This is a genomic window from Sphingomonas changbaiensis NBRC 104936 (assembly GCF_000974765.1).
In the GTDB taxonomy this organism is placed as follows: domain Bacteria; phylum Pseudomonadota; class Alphaproteobacteria; order Sphingomonadales; family Sphingomonadaceae; genus Sphingomonas_B; species Sphingomonas_B changbaiensis.
This window is the reverse complement of record NZ_BBWU01000029.1, coordinates 117294-135948: the sequence shown is the minus strand read 5'-3', so window position 1 is coordinate 135948 and position 18655 is coordinate 117294. Positions and strand designations below refer to the sequence as shown.

Annotated in this window: 20 protein-coding genes and 1 tRNA gene; 10 read left to right on the top strand and 11 right to left on the bottom strand. The window is 66.0% G+C overall.

The window, feature by feature from the left end; genetic code table 11:
- The 3 genes from ligA to SCH01S_RS07945 all read left to right on the top strand — a co-directional run.
- Nucleotides 1–1597 (top strand): NAD-dependent DNA ligase LigA (ligA, locus tag SCH01S_RS07955; RefSeq protein WP_046348270.1); only part of this gene is annotated, 1597 nt, incomplete at its 5' end.
- A gap of 97 nt (nucleotides 1598–1694) precedes the next feature.
- A complete protein-coding gene (locus SCH01S_RS17125; protein WP_245612195.1) occupies nucleotides 1695–2297 on the top strand; it encodes a CHRD domain-containing protein in 603 nt (200 codons plus the stop codon).
- Nucleotides 2298–2334: 37 nt separating this feature from the next.
- Nucleotides 2335–2850, top strand: coding sequence for a DUF1003 domain-containing protein (locus tag SCH01S_RS07945; protein WP_046348242.1), 516 nt, complete (start codon nucleotides 2335–2337; stop codon nucleotides 2848–2850).
- Nucleotides 2851–2862: 12 nt separating this feature from the next.
- On the opposite strand, the gene SCH01S_RS07940 is transcribed toward SCH01S_RS07945, so the two are convergent.
- From SCH01S_RS07940 to SCH01S_RS07925, 4 genes are all read right to left on the bottom strand, one after another.
- Nucleotides 2863–3489: a TIGR02117 family protein gene (locus tag SCH01S_RS07940; protein WP_046348241.1), complete on the bottom strand. Its 627-nt coding sequence runs from the start codon at nucleotides 3487–3489 to the stop codon at nucleotides 2863–2865.
- Nucleotides 3490–3501: 12 nt separating this feature from the next.
- Nucleotides 3502–4431, bottom strand: coding sequence for a 50S ribosomal protein L11 methyltransferase (locus SCH01S_RS07935; RefSeq protein WP_046348240.1), 930 nt, complete (start codon nucleotides 4429–4431; stop codon nucleotides 3502–3504).
- Nucleotides 4421–5101 carry an SDR family NAD(P)-dependent oxidoreductase gene (locus SCH01S_RS07930; protein WP_046348239.1) on the bottom strand — a complete coding sequence of 227 codons (681 nt, stop codon included), beginning with the start codon at nucleotides 5099–5101 and terminating at the stop codon, nucleotides 4421–4423. The genes SCH01S_RS07935 and SCH01S_RS07930 overlap by 11 nt, the downstream gene beginning before the upstream one ends.
- A 126-nt stretch (nucleotides 5102–5227) precedes the next feature.
- Nucleotides 5228–6589, bottom strand: a complete 1362-nt coding sequence (locus SCH01S_RS07925; RefSeq protein WP_084689461.1) for a methyl-accepting chemotaxis protein — start codon at nucleotides 6587–6589, stop codon at nucleotides 5228–5230.
- Nucleotides 6590–6746: 157 nt separating this feature from the next.
- On the opposite strand from SCH01S_RS07925, the gene sdhC reads away from it, so the two are divergent.
- The 3 genes from sdhC to sdhA are packed head-to-tail and all read left to right on the top strand — an operon-like array spanning nucleotide 6747 to nucleotide 9336.
- Nucleotides 6747–7160, top strand: coding sequence for a succinate dehydrogenase, cytochrome b556 subunit (sdhC, locus tag SCH01S_RS07920; protein WP_046348238.1), 414 nt, complete (start codon nucleotides 6747–6749; stop codon nucleotides 7158–7160).
- Nucleotides 7160–7546: a succinate dehydrogenase, hydrophobic membrane anchor protein gene (sdhD, locus tag SCH01S_RS07915; protein WP_046348237.1), complete on the top strand. Its 387-nt coding sequence runs from the start codon at nucleotides 7160–7162 to the stop codon at nucleotides 7544–7546. The genes sdhC and sdhD overlap by 1 nt, the downstream gene beginning before the upstream one ends.
- On the top strand, nucleotides 7546–9336 hold the full coding sequence (sdhA, locus tag SCH01S_RS07910; RefSeq protein WP_046348236.1) for a succinate dehydrogenase flavoprotein subunit: 1791 nt from the start codon (nucleotides 7546–7548) through the stop codon (nucleotides 9334–9336). Before sdhD ends, sdhA begins: the two co-directional genes overlap by 1 nt.
- Before the next feature lie 73 nt (nucleotides 9337–9409).
- Here the strand turns inward: sdhA and SCH01S_RS07905 are convergent, their stop codons facing one another.
- Entirely contained in the window at nucleotides 9410–9676 is a 267-nt protein-coding gene (locus tag SCH01S_RS07905; RefSeq protein WP_046348235.1) for a hypothetical protein, read from the bottom strand.
- A gap of 110 nt (nucleotides 9677–9786) precedes the next feature.
- Here SCH01S_RS07905 and SCH01S_RS07900 point away from each other — a divergent pair, with 110 nt between their 5' ends.
- The gene (locus SCH01S_RS07900; protein WP_046348234.1) at nucleotides 9787–11175 is read left to right on the top strand and encodes an aminotransferase-like domain-containing protein; all 1389 of its coding nucleotides are present in this window, start codon (nucleotides 9787–9789) and stop codon (nucleotides 11173–11175) included.
- A 10-nt stretch (nucleotides 11176–11185) separates the two neighbouring features.
- Here SCH01S_RS07900 and SCH01S_RS07895 read toward each other — a convergent pair.
- Nucleotides 11186–11259: transfer RNA gene (locus SCH01S_RS07895), tRNA-Arg, on the bottom strand.
- A 57-nt stretch (nucleotides 11260–11316) separates the two neighbouring features.
- Between SCH01S_RS07895 and SCH01S_RS07890 the strand changes: the two genes are divergently transcribed.
- A complete protein-coding gene (locus SCH01S_RS07890) occupies nucleotides 11317–12081 on the top strand; it encodes a queuosine precursor transporter (protein WP_245612194.1) in 765 nt (254 codons plus the stop codon).
- Here the strand turns inward: SCH01S_RS07890 and purQ are convergent.
- A complete protein-coding gene (gene purQ, locus SCH01S_RS07885) occupies nucleotides 12078–12746 on the bottom strand; it encodes a phosphoribosylformylglycinamidine synthase subunit PurQ (protein ID WP_046348233.1) in 669 nt (222 codons plus the stop codon). The two genes, SCH01S_RS07890 and purQ, sit on opposite strands and share 4 nt — an antisense overlap.
- A gap of 1 nt (nucleotide 12747) precedes the next feature.
- Nucleotides 12748–12978, bottom strand: coding sequence for a phosphoribosylformylglycinamidine synthase subunit PurS (purS, locus tag SCH01S_RS07880; protein WP_046348232.1), 231 nt, complete (start codon nucleotides 12976–12978; stop codon nucleotides 12748–12750).
- Nucleotides 12979–13156: 178 nt separating this feature from the next.
- Here purS and SCH01S_RS07875 point away from each other — a divergent pair, with 178 nt between their 5' ends.
- Nucleotides 13157–14632: an ATPase domain-containing protein gene (locus SCH01S_RS07875; RefSeq protein ID WP_046348231.1), complete on the top strand. Its 1476-nt coding sequence runs from the start codon at nucleotides 13157–13159 to the stop codon at nucleotides 14630–14632.
- On the top strand, nucleotides 14629–16668 hold the full coding sequence (locus tag SCH01S_RS07870) for a response regulator (protein WP_046348230.1): 2040 nt from the start codon (nucleotides 14629–14631) through the stop codon (nucleotides 16666–16668). The genes SCH01S_RS07875 and SCH01S_RS07870 overlap by 4 nt, the downstream gene beginning before the upstream one ends.
- A gap of 308 nt (nucleotides 16669–16976) precedes the next feature.
- On the opposite strand, the gene purC is transcribed toward SCH01S_RS07870, so the two are convergent.
- The 3 genes from purC to SCH01S_RS07855 all read right to left on the bottom strand — a co-directional run bounded on the left by purC (nucleotide 16977) and on the right by SCH01S_RS07855 (nucleotide 18609).
- Complete coding sequence (gene purC / locus SCH01S_RS07865) at nucleotides 16977–17756, bottom strand: phosphoribosylaminoimidazolesuccinocarboxamide synthase (protein ID WP_046348229.1); 780 nt, start codon at nucleotides 17754–17756, stop codon at nucleotides 16977–16979.
- A 113-nt stretch (nucleotides 17757–17869) separates the two neighbouring features.
- Nucleotides 17870–18379 (bottom strand): CAP domain-containing protein, encoded by a 510-nt coding sequence (locus SCH01S_RS07860; RefSeq protein ID WP_245612193.1) that lies wholly within the window; start codon nucleotides 18377–18379, stop codon nucleotides 17870–17872.
- Nucleotides 18380–18417: 38 nt separating this feature from the next.
- On the bottom strand, nucleotides 18418–18609 hold the full coding sequence (locus tag SCH01S_RS07855; RefSeq protein ID WP_046348227.1) for a hypothetical protein: 192 nt from the start codon (nucleotides 18607–18609) through the stop codon (nucleotides 18418–18420).
- Between the last annotated feature and the right edge of the window lie 46 nt (nucleotides 18610–18655).

Here is an 18655-nt window from a genome sequence, read left to right as displayed (position 1 = left end):
CTCCGCGCGTGAGGACAGTCCCCACCCCAACCCCTCCCCTGAAGGGGAGGGGCTCGCTCCTGTCGTCCCCGACATCTTCGAGATCCGCGGCGAAGTGTACATGTCGAAGGCCGACTTCGCCGCATTGAACGAGCGGCTTGCAGGCGAGCGCGTGTTCGCCAATCCGCGCAATGCTGCCGCGGGGTCGCTCCGGCAGAAAGACCCGTCCATCACCGCGTCGCGGCCGCTCTGCTTTCTCGCCCATGGCTGGGGCGAGGCGTCCGCGCTGCCCGCCGATACGCAGCATGGCGTGATCCGCGCGATCGAGGCGTGGGGCGTACCCGTCACCGACCTGCTGGTGCGGTGCGAGGGTGTCGACGAAGCGTTGGCGCATTATCGCCGGATCGAGGCGCTGCGTGCGGACCTTCCGTTCGACATCGACGGCGTCGTCTACAAGGTCGACCGGCTCGACTGGCAGGCGCGGCTGGGCCAGGTCGCCAAGGCGCCGCGCTGGGCGATCGCGCATAAATTCCCGGCCGAGCGTGCGCAGACGGCGTTGATAAGCATCGACATCCAGGTCGGCCGCACCGGCAAGCTGACGCCTGTCGCGCGGCTGGAGCCGGTCACGGTCGGCGGGGTCGTCGTCACCAATGCGACGCTGCACAATGCCGACGAGATCGCGCGGCTGGGCGTGCGGCCGGGCGACCGGGTGACGCTGCAGCGCGCCGGCGACGTGATCCCGCAGATCCTCGAGAACCTGACGCCCGACGAGCCCCGGCCGGACTATGTCTTTCCGACCGCCTGTCCGGAATGCGGATCGGACGCGGTGCGTGAGGAAGGCGAGGTCGATATCCGCTGCACCGGCGGGCTGATCTGCCCCGCGCAGCGCGTCGAGCGGCTGCGCCATTTCGTCAGCCGCGGCGCGATGGATATCGAGGGATTGGGCGGCAAGCAGATCGAGGATTTCTTCCACGACGGCCTGATCCACAGCCCTGCCGACATCTTCCGACTGACCGAAGAGCAGTTGATCGTGCGAAAGAAGGACGGCCGCGTCTGGGCTGGGAATCTGCTGCGCGCGATTGCCGATAAGGTGGCGCCCGATCCCGTGCGCTTCCTGTTCGGGATCGGCATCCGCCACGTCGGCACCGTCACCGCGCGCGACCTGATGCGGCATTTCGGCACGGTCGCTGAGCTGGCGCGGGTCGCCACGGCGGCGGCCACGGACCCGGCCGAGTTCGACCGGCTGACGCATGTCGAGGGCGTCGGCCCGGTCGTCGCCCAATCGCTCGCCGACTTTTTTGCCGAGGAGCACAACCGCGCGGTGTGGGACGATCTGCTGAGCGTCGTCAGCCCGAAGCCGTTCGAGGCCAACGAACGCGCGTCGGAGGTCAGCGGCAAAACGGTCGTGTTCACCGGCACGCTGGAGACCATGTCGCGCGACGAAGCCAAGGCACAGGCGCTGTCGCTGGGCGCGAAGGTCGCGGGTTCCGTCTCCGCCAAAACCGACCTGGTGGTCGCCGGACCGGGCGCCGGCTCGAAGCTCAAAAAGGCGGAAGAACTCGGCGTCCGTGTGGTCGACGAGGCCGGCTGGGCGGCGATTTTCGCGGCGGCGGGATAGGGAACCGGACGCCCGGATTGAGGTTACGCAGCCAGCGGCGGCGTAGGTCGCCGCAGTCCAGTCGCGTTGCAGCCTTCTCAAAAAGGGGAGATCTGCCGTGATCCGTCCTACGCTCATCCTGCTCGCCGCTGGCACCGCCCTGGCCGCTTCGCCGGCCGCCGCGGCCGTGCTCGTCTACACCGCATCGCTGACCGGCGGCCATGAAGTGCCGCCGGCTGCCTCGCCGGGAACCGGTTTCGCAGTCGTCACCATCGACGATGTTGCAGACACGATGCGGGTTCAGGTGAATTTCTCGGGCCTGGTCGGCAATACCGCCGCGTCGCACATCCATTGCTGTCAGCCGCTGGGCACCAATGCCCAGGTCGCGACCACGACGCCCACATTCCCCGGCTTCCCGCTCGGGGTGACGTCGGGCACCTACGACCAGACGTTCGATATGACGCTGGCAAGCTCGTACAATCCGGCGTTCGTGACCGCGCATGGCGGCAATGTCACGCAAGCCCGCACCGACTTCTTCGCGGGAGTCGCGGCGACGCAGAGCTACCTCAATATCCATTCCAGCGTCTTCCCCGGCGGCGAAATACGCGGGCAATTGTTCGCGCGTGTGCCGGAGCCCTCATCATGGGCGCTGATGATCGCCGGGTTTGGATTGCTGGGAGGCGTTGCCCGATCGCATCGTTCCCGCCCCGCCTTGGCCTGACGGGAACCGGTTCCGCCGTCGTTGCGCTTGTGCAGCGATGGCGGATTCTGTCCCTTCGGGCCTGACGGAGGCCCTTGAGCACAACATCGCCGCGCTTGCCGAGCGCCGTCGCGCGGAGCAGGCGCGCGCGTCGTTGCAGACGCGCGTGGCCGATGCCGTCACCCGGTTCACCGGCAGCATGGCATTCGTCTACCTGCACTTGCTGCTGGTCGCCTTCTGGGTCGCCGTAAACCTCGGCGCCGTGCCGGGCGTGCCGCGCTTCGATTCTTCGTTCGTGATCCTGGCGACGGTGGCGTCGGTCGAGGCCATTTTCCTTTCGACCTTCGTGCTAATCAGCCAGAATCGGATGCAGGCGGAGGCCGACCGGCGCGCCGACCTGGACCTGCACATCAGCCTGCTGACCGAACACGAGCTGACCAAGCTCGCAAGCGTGGTCGGCGCGATCGCGGAAAAGGTTGGCGTGGAGACGCAACGGGCAGGGGACGTGCAGGAGATCGAGAAGGATATCGATCCGGAACGCGTGCTGGACGAGCTGGAGGCGCGGAAGGAATAGGCGTCTGACCGGCTAGAACCACTGCATCACGGTCGCGCTGAACGGGGTCCAGGCGCCGACGCGTATGCCCGCCTCGGCGAGGATGTGGCCGGTCCACCAATTGCAGGTGCGGAACCCGTCATAGTGGCCGCGCGCGGGATAGAAGACGTCGGCGACGTCATAGCCGCGGATCGGGCGGTGGTCGGCGGGATCGAAGCTGGCCCGGATCGCCGCCGCGAGCCTGCGATACTGGTCGGACGTCAGCCGGATCGGACGCGCGTCGCCCCAGGGTTCCAGCAGATGGTCGACATGCATCAGCGTCCGGTCGCTGCCGGTCAGCGCGTGCACCGCGGTGCCGGGGGACAGTTCATGCCAGCTCGGCGTGTTCAGGTAAAAATCGCGCTCGCCCCAGCCGAACCACAGCCAGCGGCCGGCATAGCGGGGATCGGCGATATCCTTCGGAGGCACGATCGGCGACCAGTCCACCCCTCCGCCGCGGGTCGGCAGCACCAGGCCGGTGTGAAAGCCGTTCGTCGCGACATAGATGGTGATGCCGTCCGCTGGCTCCTGCCACCCGGCGTTGCGCGGGATCGCACCGCCGATCGCACCGGCCGCAAGGTAGAACAAAGGGAGCAGCAGAACCCAGCCCAGCAGCCGCATGGCACCGCCTTGTCAGATATCCCGCGCCCAATTCTCGCGGCCTTCATCATTGGATGCAAGGCCGGTCACCGGCTCGGCGGCCGCGGTCAGGCGCAGGATCGTCCAGTCGCCGCGCGTATCCGCCTGCTCGACCGTGCAGCCGGCGGCGCGATAAGCGGCCTGCACGGCCTCGGCCTGTGCGGCCAGCAGGCCCGCGAGCACGATCGTCGCATGCGGCCCGGCGATCGCGGCGATTTCCGGCGCCATCGCGATCAGCGGGCCGGCGAGGATGTTGGCGATGATCAGGTCATAGGGTCCGGCGGCCGTGATCAGCGGATGCCGCGCACCGTCGGCGACGATCAGATCGACCCCGTCGACCGCGTTCAATGCTGCATTCTCGCGCGTGACCTCGATCGCAACCGGATCGATGTCGGTCGCGGTCACCTGCGCATCCGGCCAGAGATGCCGTGCGGCGAAGGCGAGCAATCCGGTTCCGGTGCCAAGGTCGATCACCTTTGCGAATTGCCGGTCCGACAGCGTGTCGAGCATGGCCAGGCAGCCCGACGTTGTCGCGTGATGCCCGGTGCCGAACGCCTGGCCGGCGTTGATCAGGAAGCCGCGCTCGCCTGCGCCGGGGACTATCGGGTGCGCTTCGGTATAGACGACGAACCGCCCTTCGCGGATCGGCTCCAGCCCTTGCTGGCTCATCGCGACCCAATCGGCATCGGTAAGCGCGACGATCACCGGTGCGACGCCGGCCGCGCTGGGCACCAGCGCGCGAACCGCAGCGATCATGCGCGCGTCGGGTTCACATTCGGAATAGGCGTCGAGCTGCCAGCGCTCGAGATCGTCCTCGACCAGCTCGGTCGTCATCAGCACCGCGTCGATTTCGATCGCGCCGGCGTTGATCGCCTCCGCCTCTGCACGGGTGCAGGGGAGCGTCAGCTTCCAGCTATCTGACATAGCTCGCGCCGTTGATGTCGATGATGGCGCCCGTCATCGACGCTGGAGCTTCGAGCGCGAGGTAGCGCACGGCGCTCGCCACTTCCTCGGGGTTGGCAACCCGGCCGAGGGGGATATCGGCCAGCAATTTATCGCCGCCGCGGCTCGCCAGATAATCTTCGGCCATGCCGGTCATCACGAAGCCGGGGCAGACGGCGAAGGCGAGAATATTTTCGCGCGCGAATCCTCTGGCGATGCTCTTGGTCATGCCGACCATGCCCGCCTTGGATGCCGCGTAATGCCAGTGCGCCGGCGAATCGCCGCGATAGGCGGCGCGGCTGGCGACATTGACGATGCGGCCGCCGCCATTCTTTTGGAAATGCAGCACAGCGAGGTGGCAGAGCTCGGCCGAGGCGGTCAGGTTGATCCGCATCGTCCGCTCCCATTGCGCAACCCATTCGTCGTGGGACAGGTCGACGGGCGCCGCCTCGAACACGCCCGCGTTGTTCACCAGCACGTCGATGCGCCCGCCCAGGCGTTCGAGCGCGCTCTCCCACAGCTTTTTCGGCGTGGCCGGATCGGCAAGGTCACCGTCGGCGCTGCTGGTGCCGACAAGATTCTGGGATTTGAGGGCGTCGACGCAAGCCGCGCCGATGCCGCGCGATGCGCCGGTCAGGAGGATGTTGGTCATGGGAAGGCGGTAAAGGGTGACGCCGCATCCGCCAACCCGTCATGCCGGACTTGATCCGGCATCCACCTTTCCTTCACCCGAAGCAAAAAGAAGGTGGACCCCGGATCAAGTCCGGGGTGACGGCAACTAGGCCACCAGCTTCACATAATCCTGGGCTGCCGCCTTCAGCTGCCCCAGCTGTGAATCCACCTTGCGGAAGCCGGTCTCAAGCTCGTCGATCTCGCTCGCGACCGTCTCGGTATCCTGGCGGATCGAGGCGATCGTCGAGCTCATCGAGTCGGCGGCAAGGGCGGTCTCGTCGACGGCCGCGGTGATCATCGTGACCGTCTGCGCCTGCGTTTCCATCGCCGCCCGGATGCGGTCGGCGGATTGCTGGACTTCGCCGACGGTGTCGCGGATCGATCCGTTCGCTTCCACGGTCGTGCGGGTCGCAGCCTGGATCGCTGCGATCTTGGCGGCGATATCGTCGGTCGCCCGCGCGGTCTGGTTGGCGAGGCTCTTCACCTCCTGCGCAACCACTGCAAAGCCGCGGCCGGCATCGCCCGCGCGCGCCGCCTCGATCGTCGCGTTCAGCGCGAGCAGGTTGGTCTGGCCAGCAATGTCGCGGATCAGGCCCAGGATCGATTCGATCGACTGGGCGTGGTTCGACAGCGCTTCCGAGACGCTGACCGCGTCCGATGCCTGGGACGCAGCGCGAGTGGCGATGTTCGCCGCGGTTTCGACTTCGGTGCGCGCGTCCTCGATCGCGCGGATCAGGCCCGCGGCGGTGTGCGCCGCTTCCCGCATCGCGACGGCCGACTGTTCGGCGGCTGCGGCGACTTCGGACGATTTGCCGAGCATGCCGCGTGCCGCAACCGATGCGTCGGCGGCCTGGACGCGCAGCGATTCGCCGAGCGCGACGGCCGAAGTCACTTCGGAGGCGACCCGGTTCTGGAACTGGTCGGCCTGATGCGAACGGGACTCGGCGGCATCGCGGGCGCGATATTCGCTGACGAAGGCAGACATGATCTCCGCTTCCATCATCGCGATCTGGCGAATGGCGCGGCCCAGGCGGGCCAGCTTGTCCTTGTCCTCGCCACAGCCGCGGATCAGGATTTTCACGATGTGATCATAGGCTTCGGCGAACGCAGCCATCGTCGCATACAGCGGCACGCCGCTGCGCTCCGCCCAGGCGGCGTTGGTCAGCGCCATGTCGGCCCAGCGCTGGCCGGCGACGTTGGAGAATTTTTCGCGGCTATATTCGACGCTGGTCTGGATCCGCTTCTGGAGGAGTTCGCCGGTGACCTTCGGCTGGACGTGGGACGATTCGTTGAAGGCCGTCCAGAAGGCGCGCGCAATGTCCTCTTCATGCGGGCGCATGAACTCATAGGCCTCGCGCAGATTGGCGGCGAGCGTGCCGTCCCGGTCGAACTCCTGCAGCCGCTCGCGGATCGTAATCGTGATGGTCGCTTGCGGGGAGGGGCTTTTGGGGGCCTTCTGAGAGCTCACGTCACATCATTCCTTCGATACGCCAAGTACGCCGTGACTAGGCCCGCGCTGGTAAAGCCTCCGTTAAACACGCACGTCAGTCCGCCGCCCCCGTTGCATGGCGCGCGGCAATGAGTAAGACGGGCGCCAACACGATCCTTAGAAACGGGGGCCCAGGATGAGCAGCAACCGCCCGCGGCCGCTTTCGCCGCACCTCACCATCTGGCGCTGGGGCCCGGGAATGGCGGTCTCGATCATGCACCGCGCGGCCGGCGTCGGCATGGCGACGGTCGGCGCGATCCTGCTGGTCTGGTGGCTGGTCGCGGCGGCAAGCGGCGAGGCGGCCTATGACAGCTTCGTCGACATCTTCACCTACAAGAATGGCAGCCTCAACATCCTCGGCTATCTGTTCGGGATCGGCCTGACCGCGACCTTTTTCCAGCACATGGGCAACGGCATCCGCCATTTCTTCATGGATATCGGCGCGAACTATGAGCTGAAGGGCAACAAGCTGTCGGCGCAGGCGACCTGGGTGTTCGCGGTCGTCGCGACCATCCTGTATTGGGGTTATCTGCTGGGGGTGAAGGGCTGATGGGCACGGGCACCGAAATCGGCCGCGTCCGCGGCCTCGGCTCCGCCAAAGCGGGCGCGCACCACTGGTGGATTCAGCGGCTCACCGCCGGCTCCAACCTGCTGTTGATGCTGTGGTTCCTGTTCTCGCTGCTGCGGCTGCCGCATTACGATCACGCCACCATCGTTGCCTGGCTATCGACGCCGTTCGCCGCGGTGGCGATGATCCTGCTGGTCTTGAGCGTGTTCTGGCATTTCCGCCTGGGCCTGCAGGTGGTGATCGAGGACTATCAGCACGATGAATCGCGCGTCGTCGCGATTATCCTGCTCAATTTCTACACGTTCGCGATGGCGGGCTTTGCGATCTTCGCGATCCTGAAAATCGCCTTCACCGGGGGGGCGGTCTGATGGCCGACGCATACAAGATCATCGACCATACCTACGACGCGGTCGTGGTCGGCGCCGGCGGCGCGGGCCTGCGCGCGACGATGGGCATCGCCAATTCTGGGCTGAAGACTGCCTGCATCACCAAGGTGTTCCCGACGCGCAGCCACACGGTTGCGGCGCAGGGCGGCATCGCCGCCTCGCTCGGCAATATGGGCCCGGATCACTGGACCTGGCACATGTACGATACCGTCAAGGGATCGGACTGGCTGGGTGACCAGGACGCGATCGAATATCTCGTCCGCGAGGCGCCGGCCGCAGTCTACGAGCTCGAACACGCGGGCATGCCGTTCAGCCGGACGACCGAAGGCAAGATTTACCAGCGCCCCTTCGGCGGCATGATGCAGAATATGGGCGAAGGCCCGCCCGCCCAGCGCACCTGCGCGGCGGCGGACCGGACCGGGCATGCGATGCTCCACACGCTCTATCAGCAGAGCCTGAAATACGACGCCGACTTCTTCATCGAATATTTCGCGCTCGACCTGATCATGGAGAATGGCGAGTGCCGGGGCGTGATCGCGCTCTGCATGGAAGACGGCACGATCCACCGCTTCCGTGCGCACAACACGGTGCTGGCGACGGGCGGCTATGGCCGCTGCTATTTCTCCGCGACTTCGGCGCATACCTGCACCGGCGACGGCAATGCGATGGTGCTGCGCGCCGGTCTTCCGCTCCAGGACATGGAATTCGTGCAATTCCACCCGACCGGCATCTATGGCGCCGGCGTGCTGATCACTGAAGGCGCGCGCGGCGAGGGCGGGTATCTTACCAACTCCGAAGGCGAGCGCTTCATGGAGCGCTACGCGCCGTCGGCAAAGGACCTCGCCTCGCGAGACGTCGTCTCCCGCTCGATGGCGATGGAAATCCGCGAAGGCCGCGGCGTCGGCAAGGAGAAGGACCATATCTTCCTTCACCTCGATCATATCGACGCCAAGGTGCTGCACGAGCGGCTGCCCGGCATCACCGAGACCGGCAAGATCTTCGCCGGCGTCGACCTGACCCGGCAGCCGCTGCCGGTGGTGCCGACCGTCCACTATAATATGGGTGGCATCCCCACCAATTATCATGGCGAGGTCGTCACGCTGAAGGACGGCAATCCGGATCATGTGGTGCCCGGCCTGTTCGCGGTGGGCGAGGCGGCCTGCGTCTCGGTGCACGGCGCCAACCGCCTCGGCTCAAACTCGCTGATCGACCTGGTCGTGTTCGGCCGTGCGACCGGCCTGCGGGTCGCGGACATCCTCAAGCCCGGCACGCCGCACAACCCGCTGCCCAAGGGCTCGGAAGAGCAGGCGCTGACCCGGCTCGACAAATTCCGCCACGCCCGCGGCAGCTCGCCGACCGCCGAAATCCGCCGCAACATGCAGCGGACGATGCAGGCGCATTGCGCGGTGTTCCGCACCAACGAGCTGCTCGCCGAGGGTCAGACCAAGATTGACGCGATCGCGAAGAGCATCGACGACGTCAACGTCACCGACCGCTCGCTGATCTGGAACACCGACCTCGTCGAAACGCTGGAGCTCGACAACCTGCTCGACCAGGCGGTGGTGACGATGCACTCGGCCGCTAACCGCCACGAAAGCCGCGGCGCGCATGTGAACGAGGATTATCCGGATCGCGACGACGCGAACTGGATGAAGCACACGGTCGCGTGGCTGGGCGCCGGCGAAGCGGTGAAGATCGACTACCGCCCGGTCCACAACTACACGCTCACCGACGACGTCGAGTACATCAAGCCGAAGAAGCGGGTGTACTAAGTCGGGGCAGCAGCGAGTTCGCGCTCCGAACGGCCGTCATCCAGGCGAGCGCCGCGGCCGTGGGCGAGCTGGTCTAGTCGGGGTCTTTCTGTCGCGTGGCGTCGGTCACTTCGCGGTCGTGGCCGCTCTGGTCGCTGAAAAAGGCGGCGGCGAACAGTCCGCAGCCCACCACGACGGACAGGAACACGCCGCCCATCGTCGCGACCACCATGTGCACCCGAAGCGGCCCGAAGAGCGAGAGATACCAGATCGCGGCGGCGGCCAGCACGATGCCGCCAAGCGTGATCCATGCCATCTTGCGCTTGAACTCGGAGGCGGCGCGCTCCCTGTTGCTTTGCACTGGCGAGGTTCCTTCCGTGAGAGCAGCCCCACCCTCGACTCGGTGGACTTGCCGCTCTGCTCGGAGTCTTGTATGCCATATAGGCCATGCAACCACAAGGCAAAAGCGCCATGCAAAGCTGGTCGCCGGACCTGTCCTCCTATCCCGGGCCCAAATACCAGGCGATCGCGGCCGCCCTGTTGCGCGATATCGAGAGAGGGTTGCTGAGCTCGGGCGATCGGCTGCCGCCGCAGCGAACTCTGGCCGACACTCTGTCGGTCGATCTCACGACGGTCACGAAGGCCTATAACGAGGTTCGCAAGCTGGGGCTGATCGAAGGCAGCGGCAGCCGCGGAAGCTTCGTGAGGAGCGCCGCCGTGCCCCCCGTCCCCGAAGCCGCCGTCGCGACGATCGAGACAGGCATGAACCTGCCGCCCGAGCCGGTCGGGGGCTCTCTGGCCGGATGCATACGCGAGGGGATCGCGGCGTTCCTGGCCTCTCCCGCAGCCCTGGCCAAGCTCCAATACCAGCCGAGTGGCGGCGCGCTCGCGGAACGGGCCGCCGCCGCCGCATTCCTGCAGGCGCGTGGAATCGATGCGCCGGAAGACCTGGTTCTGGTCACGAGCGGATCGCAGAATGCGCTGCACGGCATTGTTTCGACCGCGCTAGAGCCCGGCGATGCAGTCGCTACGGGGGCGTACGTTTATCCCGGCTTCCTGTCGGTGGCGCGCCGATATGGCGTCGAGCCGGTTGCGATCGAAACGGACGATGAAGGGTTGGTTCCAGGCGCGCTCAAGGCCGCGTGCCGCCGCCGGCGGATCAAGGCGGTCTATGTCGTCCCGACGAACGACAACCCCACCGCGTCGACCATGCAAGCGGCCCGGCGACGTGCCTTGGCGGAGGTCGCGAGCCAGGAAGGGCTCGAGATCATCGAGGACGACGCTTACGGCCTGCTGCCGAGCGTGCCGCTCTCTCCGATCGCCTGCGAGGCGCCCGAGCGCACCTGGCACATCTCAAGCTTTTCCAAGATCGTTTCGCCGGCGCTCAGGGTCGCCTATGTCCGCGTGCCCTCGGCCAGGAAGGCCTGGCGGCTGGCGGCCGACCTGCACGAAACCGCGATCATGGCGCCTCCGCTCAGCGCGGCCCTGGTCACGCGCTGGACGCAGGACGGGCAATTGCCGCGGCTGGTCGCCGAGATCCGCGACGAGGCGGTTGCGCGGCAGCAACTGGCGCGGGAGATCCTGGGCGGCGCAGACTACAGCTGCCACCCCGAGGGCTATCATTTCTGGCTGCCGCTGCCGGCGGGAACGTCGCCGTCCTATCTGGTCGACACGCTTCGGCCGATCGGCCTGTCGGTGGTGCCGTCCGATGTCTTCGCGGTCGAGCCGAAGCAGGCCGCGCCGGCGTTGCGCGTGTCGATCGGCGGCAGCATTTCCCGGGAGCGGCTCGCCCGCGCGCTCAGCATGCTGGACGCGCTGCTGGCCCATGGGTCCCGTTTCCGCAAATCCGGAATTGTCTGAAACGGAAAAGCGCGCCCGGCAGGATTCGAACCTGCGACCCCAAGCTTAGAAGGCTCGTGCTCTATCCATCTGAGCTACGGGCGCGTAGGCCGGACATAGCGAGGATTGTGCGCGCGCGAAACGGCGATACTGTGCCGCGCCATGAGCGACGGGGGCATGGACGAGAGCGCGCGCCCGGGCATTCGCCCGGTCGACGCACGCGCGCTGGCGGGGGCGCATTTCCGCTATTTCGACTTCGTGATGGTCGCCTTCGTGGTCGTGCTGCTGCTGTCGAACGTGATCGGGGCGGAAAAGCGATCGGTGATCGACCTGCCGGGGATCGGGCCGTGGCCGTTCGGCGCGGGCATCCTGTTCTTTCCGGTCGCCTATGTGCTCGATGACGTGCTGACCGAAGTCTATGGCTATGCCCGTGCCCGCCGCGCGACCTGGGCCGGGTTTGCGGCGCTCATTTTCCTGGGCGTGATGGAATGGACCGTGGTCCACCTGCCGGTCGCGGAAGGCTGGACCGGGCAGGCCGCGTATGAGCGCGTGTTCGGCGTCGGCGGCCGGATCATCTTCGCCTCGCTCTGCGCCTTCTGGGCCGGCGATTTCCTGAACGCGCTGGTGCTCGCGAAGATGAAGATCTGGACCGGCGGCAAATGGCTCTGGACCCGCACCATCGGCAGCACGGTGGTGGGCGAGGGCGTCGACAGCCTGATCTTCTACCCGCTCGCGTTTTACGGCCTGGCCGACTGGCCGGTCGAGACGCTGCTGATGGTGATGCTCAGCCAGTTCGTGCTGAAGGTCAGCTGGGAAGTCGTGCTGACGCCCGTCACCTACGCCGTGGTCGGCTGGCTGAAGCGACGCGAGGGCATTGACGTGTTCGACCGCGGCACCAACTTCACGCCCTTCACGACGCGGGTTTAGGCGCCGACCGTTTCCAGCAGGCCTTCGAACAGCCGGCGGCCGTCGGTGCCGCCGTGCGCGGCTTCGATCTTGCGTTCGGGGTGCGGCATCATGCCGAGCACGTTGCCGGCCGCGTTCAGGATGCCGGCGATGTTGCGGGCAGAGCCGTTGCACGCCTCGGCATAGCGGAAGGCGACGCGGCCTTCGCCTTCCAGCCGGTCCAGCGTGTCGGCGTCGGCGAAATAATTGCCGTCGTGATGGGCGACCGGGATCGTGATCGTCTCGCCGGCATCGTAGCGGCTGGTGAAGGCGGACTGCGCGTTCTCGACGGTCAGCGCCACGTCGCGGCAGATGAAGTTCAGCCCGGCGTTGCGCATCAGCGCGCCCGGCAGCAAGCCCGCTTCGGTCAGCACCTGGAAGCCGTTGCAGACGCCAAGGACGGGCACGCCGCGATCCGCGGCCTTCGCGACCGCGTCCATGATCGGGCTGCGCGCCGAAATCGCGCCGGTGCGCAGGTAGTCGCCATAGGAAAAGCCGCCGGGCAGCGCGATCAGACCGGTGCCGTCGGGCAGCTCCGTTTCGCGATGCCAGACCATCGCCGGCGCCCGGCCGGTGACCTGCTCGATCGCGACGGCCAGGTCGCGGTCGCAATTGGAGCCGGGGAAGACGATGACCGCGCTCTTCATGTCAGGCCCGCTCGATCCTGAAATTCTCGATCACCGTGTTGGCGAGCAGCTTCGTGCACATCGCCTCGATATCGGCATCGGAGGTGCCGTCCGCCAGGTCAAGCTCGATCAGCTTGCCTTGGCGGACATCGTTGACGCCGCCGAAGCCGAGCCCCTCCAGCGCATGGTGAATGGCCTTGCCCTGCGGATCGAGGACACCGTTCTTGAGCGTGACGAAGATGCGGGCTTTCATGGGCGTGCCCTAGGCCGGGCGACGCGCGGGGGCAAGCGGGAGCGCCCCAACACGGCTGGGAACACTGACACTTCATTCCTACAGCAAAAGAGGCGCGTTGGGGTTTCGGAGGAACCGGGAGCTGATTAGTGCGTAAGACGCTTGCGGCGCGTCGTGCGCGATGAGGGGAATCTACCCAATGGAAGATGCAACGTTCGGCATTTCCGGGCTGGACGACGTGTTGTGCGGCGGGCTGGCACGCAGCCGCGTTTTCCTCCTCGAGGGGACGCCAGGCACGGGCAAGACCACGATCGCCACCCAGTTTCTGATGACGGGCGCGGCGGCCGGCGAGCGCTGCCTGTACATTACCCTTTCCGAAACCGAGGACGAACTCAGGGCCAGCGCGGCGTCCCACGGCTGGTCGTTCGATGGCGTCGACATCTTCGAGCTCGTGCCGCCGGAGAGCCTGCTCGATGAGGAGCAGCAGCAGAGCCTGCTCTATTCGTCGGACCTGGAACTCGGCGAGACCACGAGACGCATCTTCGAAGCATTCGAACGGGTAAAACCGCAGCGCGTGGTGCTCGACAGCCTGTCCGAGATTCGCCTGCTGGCGCAGAGTTCGCTTCGCTATCGGCGCCAGATTCTTGCGCTAAAACACTATTTTGCGAAGCAGAGCGCCACGGTGCTGATGCTCGACGATCTGACAGCCGAAATAGGCGACGCAACCATGCACAGCATTGCGCATGGCGTGATCCAGCTTGCCGAGACAGCGCCAGATTATGGATCGCAGCGGCGGCGACTGCGGATCATCAAATATCGGGGCAAGCGGTTTCGCGGCGGTTATCACGATTTTGAGATTGAGACAGGCGGAGTGCGGGTTTTTCCGCGGCTCGTTTCGGCCGAGCACAAGACAGACTTCACGCGGGATCTGTTGTCGAGCAAATCCGCCGAGCTCAACGCGCTGCTGGGCGGGGGCGTCGAACGCGGATCGAGCGTGCTGATTCTCGGGCCCGCCGGCACCGGCAAATCGCTGCTGACACTTACCTTTGTGCAAAGGGCCATTGCGCGCGGCGAGCGGGCGGCAATGTTCGTCTTCGACGAGGAACGCCAACTGCTGATCGAGCGCGCCAAGGGGCTGGGCATCGATATCCAGGCGATGGTCGACGCGGAGTCTCTGGTTCTCGAGCAGGTTGATGCAGCCGAGCTGACGCCGGGCGAGTTTTCCGAACGCGTACGCAGATGCGTCGAAACCTATAAAGCGCGCACTGTCGTGATCGACAGCCTGAACGGCTATCAGGCCGCGATGCCCGGGGAGCATGCTCTGGTGCTCCACATGCACGAGTTGCTGCAATATCTGAACCGGCAGGGCGCGACCACCTTCCTGACGGTCGCCCAGCACGGTTTGGTCGGCGACATGAAGGCGCCGGTGGACGTAACCTATCTGGCCGACACGGTCATCCTGTTGCGCTATTTCGAGGCGCTGGGGCGGGTGCGACGGGCGATCTCTGTGGTGAAGAAGCGGACGGGCCCGCATGAGGACACGATCCGCGAATACCGGATCGACGATCGCGGCATCACGCTCGGCGAACCGCTTACCAACTTCCAGGGCATCCTGCGCGGCGTGCCGGTCCTGGTCGGCGAGGACGCACTGCTTCTCGAGCCAGCTGGCGCGTGAAGCGCACCACGGTATCCGAACGGGCCCTCGTGCTCGCCCCACTCGGGCGGGACGCGGTGGTCGCGTCGGCGATGCTGCGCGAGTCGGGGATCGCGGCCGACCCATGCCCGTCGCTCAGTGCACTGATCGGCGAACTCGATCGCGGCGCAGCGTTCGTCGTCGTCACCCAAGAGGCGCTTGCGACCACCGACCTGCATCCTTTGTCCGATTGGATAGAGGCGCAGGAGAAATGGTCGGACCTGCCGTTCGTGTTGCTCACCCAGCGGGGCGGCGGGCTGGAGCGCAACCCGACCGCGGCACGCTACCTGGAGATATTGGGCAACGTCACTTTCCTCGAAAGACCATTTCACCCGACGACGTTGATCAGTCTTGCGAAGTCGGCGTTGCGGGGGCGGCGGCGCCAATATGACGCGCGGTCGCGGCTGCACGAGCTTCACGAAAGCGAAGAGCGCTACCGTACATTGTTCAACTCGATGGATGAGGGCTTTTGCATCATCGAGTTTATCGATGGACCGCACGGGCCGTGCAGCGATTACATTCACCTCCAGGCGAACAGCGCATACGAACGACACACCGGCATCCCGAACGTGGTGGGCCAGAAGGTCCGCGAAATGGTTGGCGATGAGGCTCCGGGGTGGATCGATTTGTATGCCGGCGTGCTGCGAACCGGGCAGCCGATCCGCTTCGAACGCGAGCTTGTCGTCACCGGCCGGTTTCTGGAGCTTGCCGCCTTCCGCGTGGAGCCGGCGAGCCGACGGCAGGTCGCGGTGTTGTTTCAGGACGTTACCGCCCGCAAGCAGGCGGAGCTTGCGCTTGTCGAGCTCAACGAGACCCTCGAGAATCGCGTGGCCGAGGCAATTGCGGAGCGTGAATCTGCGCTCGCCCAGCTCCATGAGGCGCAGAAGCTTGAGACGATCGGGCAGCTTACAGGCGGCGTCGCTCACGATTTCAACAATCTGCTGACGCCGATTACCGGCGCGCTCGATCTGCTAAACCATCGCCAGACCGGCGACGACCCTCGCATGGCGCGGCTGATCGACGGCGCCCTTCAGTCTGCCGAGCGCGCCAAGACGCTGGTGCAGCGTCTGCTCGGCTTCGCCCGGAGGCAGGCGCTCCAATCTCGCGCGGTCGATCTTGCCGAACTCATCGACAATATGCGCGACTTGATCGCGAGTTCGATCGGCACGACGATCGAGCTGAAGATTGCGCATCCGGCCGACGTCCCTGCGACGCAGGTTGATCCGAACCAGCTTGAACTCGCGATTTTGAACCTGTGCGTCAATGCGCGGGACGCCATGCCAGGCGGCGGGGTGCTCACCATCGCGCTGGAGCCGGCCATCGTGGGTCCGCGCTTTGAGCCACGGCTAGCCCCCGGTGCCTATGTCCGCGTATCGGTGATCGACACCGGCTTCGGGATGGACGAGACAACCCTCGCCCGCGCCATCGAGCCGTTCTACTCGACCAAGGAGGTCGGCCGCGGCACCGGCCTTGGCCTCAGTATGGTGCACGGGCTTGCAGCCCAGCTTGGCGGCGCTTTCGTCCTGACCAGTTCGCCAGGCGAGGGCACTCGTGCCGATCTTTATCTGCCCGTCGCCGAGGTTGGCGCCCAGTCAAAACCCAGCCGGCCGGAAGCCGGCGCTGCGCAGCATGGCCCGCCCCTCTCAATCCTCCTCGTCGACGACGAGGATCTCGTCCGAGTGGGGACGGCCGAAATGCTCCGCGACCTCGGCCACTCCGTCGTCGCGGCCAGCAGTGGTGCCGAGGCGCTCGAGATTCTGAGGAATGACGGCGATTTCGATATCGTCGTCACCGATTACATGATGCCACAAATGGACGGTGCGAAGCTGGCGCGCCAGGTGCCGGATATTGCGCCGGACCTGCCGGTTCTCATCGTCACCGGCTATGCAGGGGGAGACCTGGAACTCGGCCTGCCGCAGCTCGCCAAGCCCTTCCGGCAAAGCGATCTGGCCGCCATGATCCGGCAGGTTGCCGGCGGTGTGTCCAACGTCGTCGCCTTGCCGACAAAGAAGCGCTGACGCTTACCCCGCAGGGTGTCTCGCACAGGCGCATTTCGGTCACCGCGGCCCAAGGTCTGGAAGCGAAGGACGGGGCCGATGCCTTAAGGCGCCCGGAAAAGGCTGTCCTACAGCGGCGCCGCTGTGCCACGTTCGGCGCCGGCTCCTTCTCAGCGTTGATTCGAGCGTCCTGCGCGACCTGCGACGGAAAGGGAAAATTTTCCCGATTCCATGTGAATGTCGTCCATGTCGTCCATGTCGTCCACGACATCCGGCAACGCGCGTGCTCGACGTAAGCCGACGTGGATTCGCCGGCGCGGCCCCGCGCCTTACCGGCCCCGGCGCTTCCGGTGGCTCTCCAGGTCCAGCACCGCGTTCTCGCCGTCTTCCGGCAGCAGTCCCAATCGCCGCGCGACTTCCTGATAGGCTTCGACTTCGCCGCCGAGGTCGCGGCGGAAGCGGTCCTTGTCGAGCTTTTCGTTGGTTTCCATGTCCCACAGCCGGCAGCCGTCGGGGCTGATCTCGTCCGCCAGGATCACGCGGCCATAATCATTGTCCCAGATGCGGCCGAACTCCAGCTTGAAGTCGACCAGGCGGATGCCGATGCCGGCGAACAGGCCGCACATGAAGTCGTTCACGCGGATCGCCATGTCGGTGATGTCGTGCATCTCGTCCTGGCTGGCCCAGCCGAAGCAGGCGATATGCTCTTCGGAGATCAGCGGATCGCCGAGCGCATCGTCCTTGTAGTAATATTCGACGATCGTGCGCGGGAGCTGCGTGCCTTCCTCGATGCCGAGGCGCTTCGACAGGGTGCCGGCCGCGACGTTGCGCACCACGACCTCGATCGGGATGATCTCGACCTGGCGGATCAGCTGCTCGCGCATGTTCAGGCGGCGGATGAAGTGGGTCGGCACGCCGATCGAGCCGAGCAGGGTGAAGATGTGCTCCGAAATCCGGTTGTTGAGCACGCCCTTGCCGCTGATCGTGCCTTTTTTCTGCGCGTTGAACGCAGTCGCGTCGTCCTTGAAATACTGAATCAGCGTGCCGGGTTCGGGACCTTCGTACAGGATCTTCGCCTTGCCTTCGTAGATCTGGCGGCGGCGGGCCATAAGCGGACTCCTTGGGCGTCCGATGACGCGGAAAGAAATGCGCCCCGGAAGCGCGGATTCAGCGCGGCCGAGGCGGGAACGCGCCTCTTAGCCGAACCGTCCGGGAGAGGCAATCAAATGGCGCGTTCGCCGATCACATTCCCGGCCCGCGCATAGCGGCAGACGAGCACGTCTTCGGTCCGGCCCGGCGCGAGTGCGCAGCCGACCTTGCGCGTGTCGCGCCAGATCACCTGGGTGTAGTGGCCGACCTTGTCGACGTCGCTGTCGCGGAGGACGCCGGGGGCATAGCCGCGCTTTTCCGCGATCCAGGTGCCGATCATCTCTTCGGGCGACCAGGCGCCGCGGGTGCCGGCCCAGAGATTTTCGCCCTGGTCGGTGTCGGCCTGCGAATGTTCGAATGTGCGGCTGCGGGCGAGAGAGCCGGCCCAGGACGCGGCGTCGGCGGCGAGTGCGGGGTCCCAGGCGAGCGGCGGCACGCCGAGTGCGGCCCGCTCGCGGTTATGCGCCGCGAGCAGGCGCGCTTCGAGATTCGCGGTGCGATCGCTCGCACTCACCATCAGCGGAGCTGATAGCGCGAGCGCGATGCTGAACAGGACCCGGCCCAGTGACATGGGCCGGGCCATTGCACCCGAACAGGTAAATAGGGCTCAGCATGACATGGTTACAGCGTCGTTAACCGGTTCGACCGGCCGGTCGGTTCGCCGGCGCGGCCTTGCGGGCCCCAGGGTGCGCCATAGAGGCGGTCGTGCAGCCGGTCGAAAGCGTAGGCGATGGACTTGAAGACGTCGCCGACATTGGTCGCGAAGTCGTGGCGAAGGGCCTGATGGAGGCGATCATCATGTTCGTCGCGCATGGTCTGCTCCTGTCCCTTGGGGTGGCGTTGAGGACAGGAATGGAGA

Coding starts and splice junctions, on each gene's coding strand:
- SCH01S_RS07900 (WP_046348234.1), top strand. CDS start 9,787: ATGCAAAGCTGGTCGCCGGACCTGTCCTCCTATCCCGGGCCCAAATAC.
- SCH01S_RS07875 (WP_046348231.1), top strand. CDS start 13,157: ATGGAAGATGCAACGTTCGGCATTTCCGGGCTGGACGACGTGTTGTGC.
- SCH01S_RS07890 (WP_245612194.1), top strand. CDS start 11,317: ATGAGCGACGGGGGCATGGACGAGAGCGCGCGCCCGGGCATTCGCCCG.
- SCH01S_RS07940 (WP_046348241.1), bottom strand. CDS start 3,489: ATGCGGCTGCTGGGCTGGGTTCTGCTGCTCCCTTTGTTCTACCTTGCG.
- sdhD (WP_046348237.1), top strand. CDS start 7,160: ATGGGCACGGGCACCGAAATCGGCCGCGTCCGCGGCCTCGGCTCCGCC.
- SCH01S_RS07945 (WP_046348242.1), top strand. CDS start 2,335: ATGGCGGATTCTGTCCCTTCGGGCCTGACGGAGGCCCTTGAGCACAAC.
- SCH01S_RS07930 (WP_046348239.1), bottom strand. CDS start 5,101: ATGACCAACATCCTCCTGACCGGCGCATCGCGCGGCATCGGCGCGGCT.
- SCH01S_RS07935 (WP_046348240.1), bottom strand. CDS start 4,431: ATGTCAGATAGCTGGAAGCTGACGCTCCCCTGCACCCGTGCAGAGGCG.
- purC (WP_046348229.1), bottom strand. CDS start 17,756: ATGGCCCGCCGCCGCCAGATCTACGAAGGCAAGGCGAAGATCCTGTAC.
- sdhA (WP_046348236.1), top strand. CDS start 7,546: ATGGCCGACGCATACAAGATCATCGACCATACCTACGACGCGGTCGTG.
- SCH01S_RS07860 (WP_245612193.1), bottom strand. CDS start 18,379: ATGGCCCGGCCCATGTCACTGGGCCGGGTCCTGTTCAGCATCGCGCTC.
- sdhC (WP_046348238.1), top strand. CDS start 6,747: ATGAGCAGCAACCGCCCGCGGCCGCTTTCGCCGCACCTCACCATCTGG.
- purS (WP_046348232.1), bottom strand. CDS start 12,978: ATGAAAGCCCGCATCTTCGTCACGCTCAAGAACGGTGTCCTCGATCCG.
- purQ (WP_046348233.1), bottom strand. CDS start 12,746: ATGAAGAGCGCGGTCATCGTCTTCCCCGGCTCCAATTGCGACCGCGAC.
- SCH01S_RS07855 (WP_046348227.1), bottom strand. CDS start 18,609: ATGCGCGACGAACATGATGATCGCCTCCATCAGGCCCTTCGCCACGAC.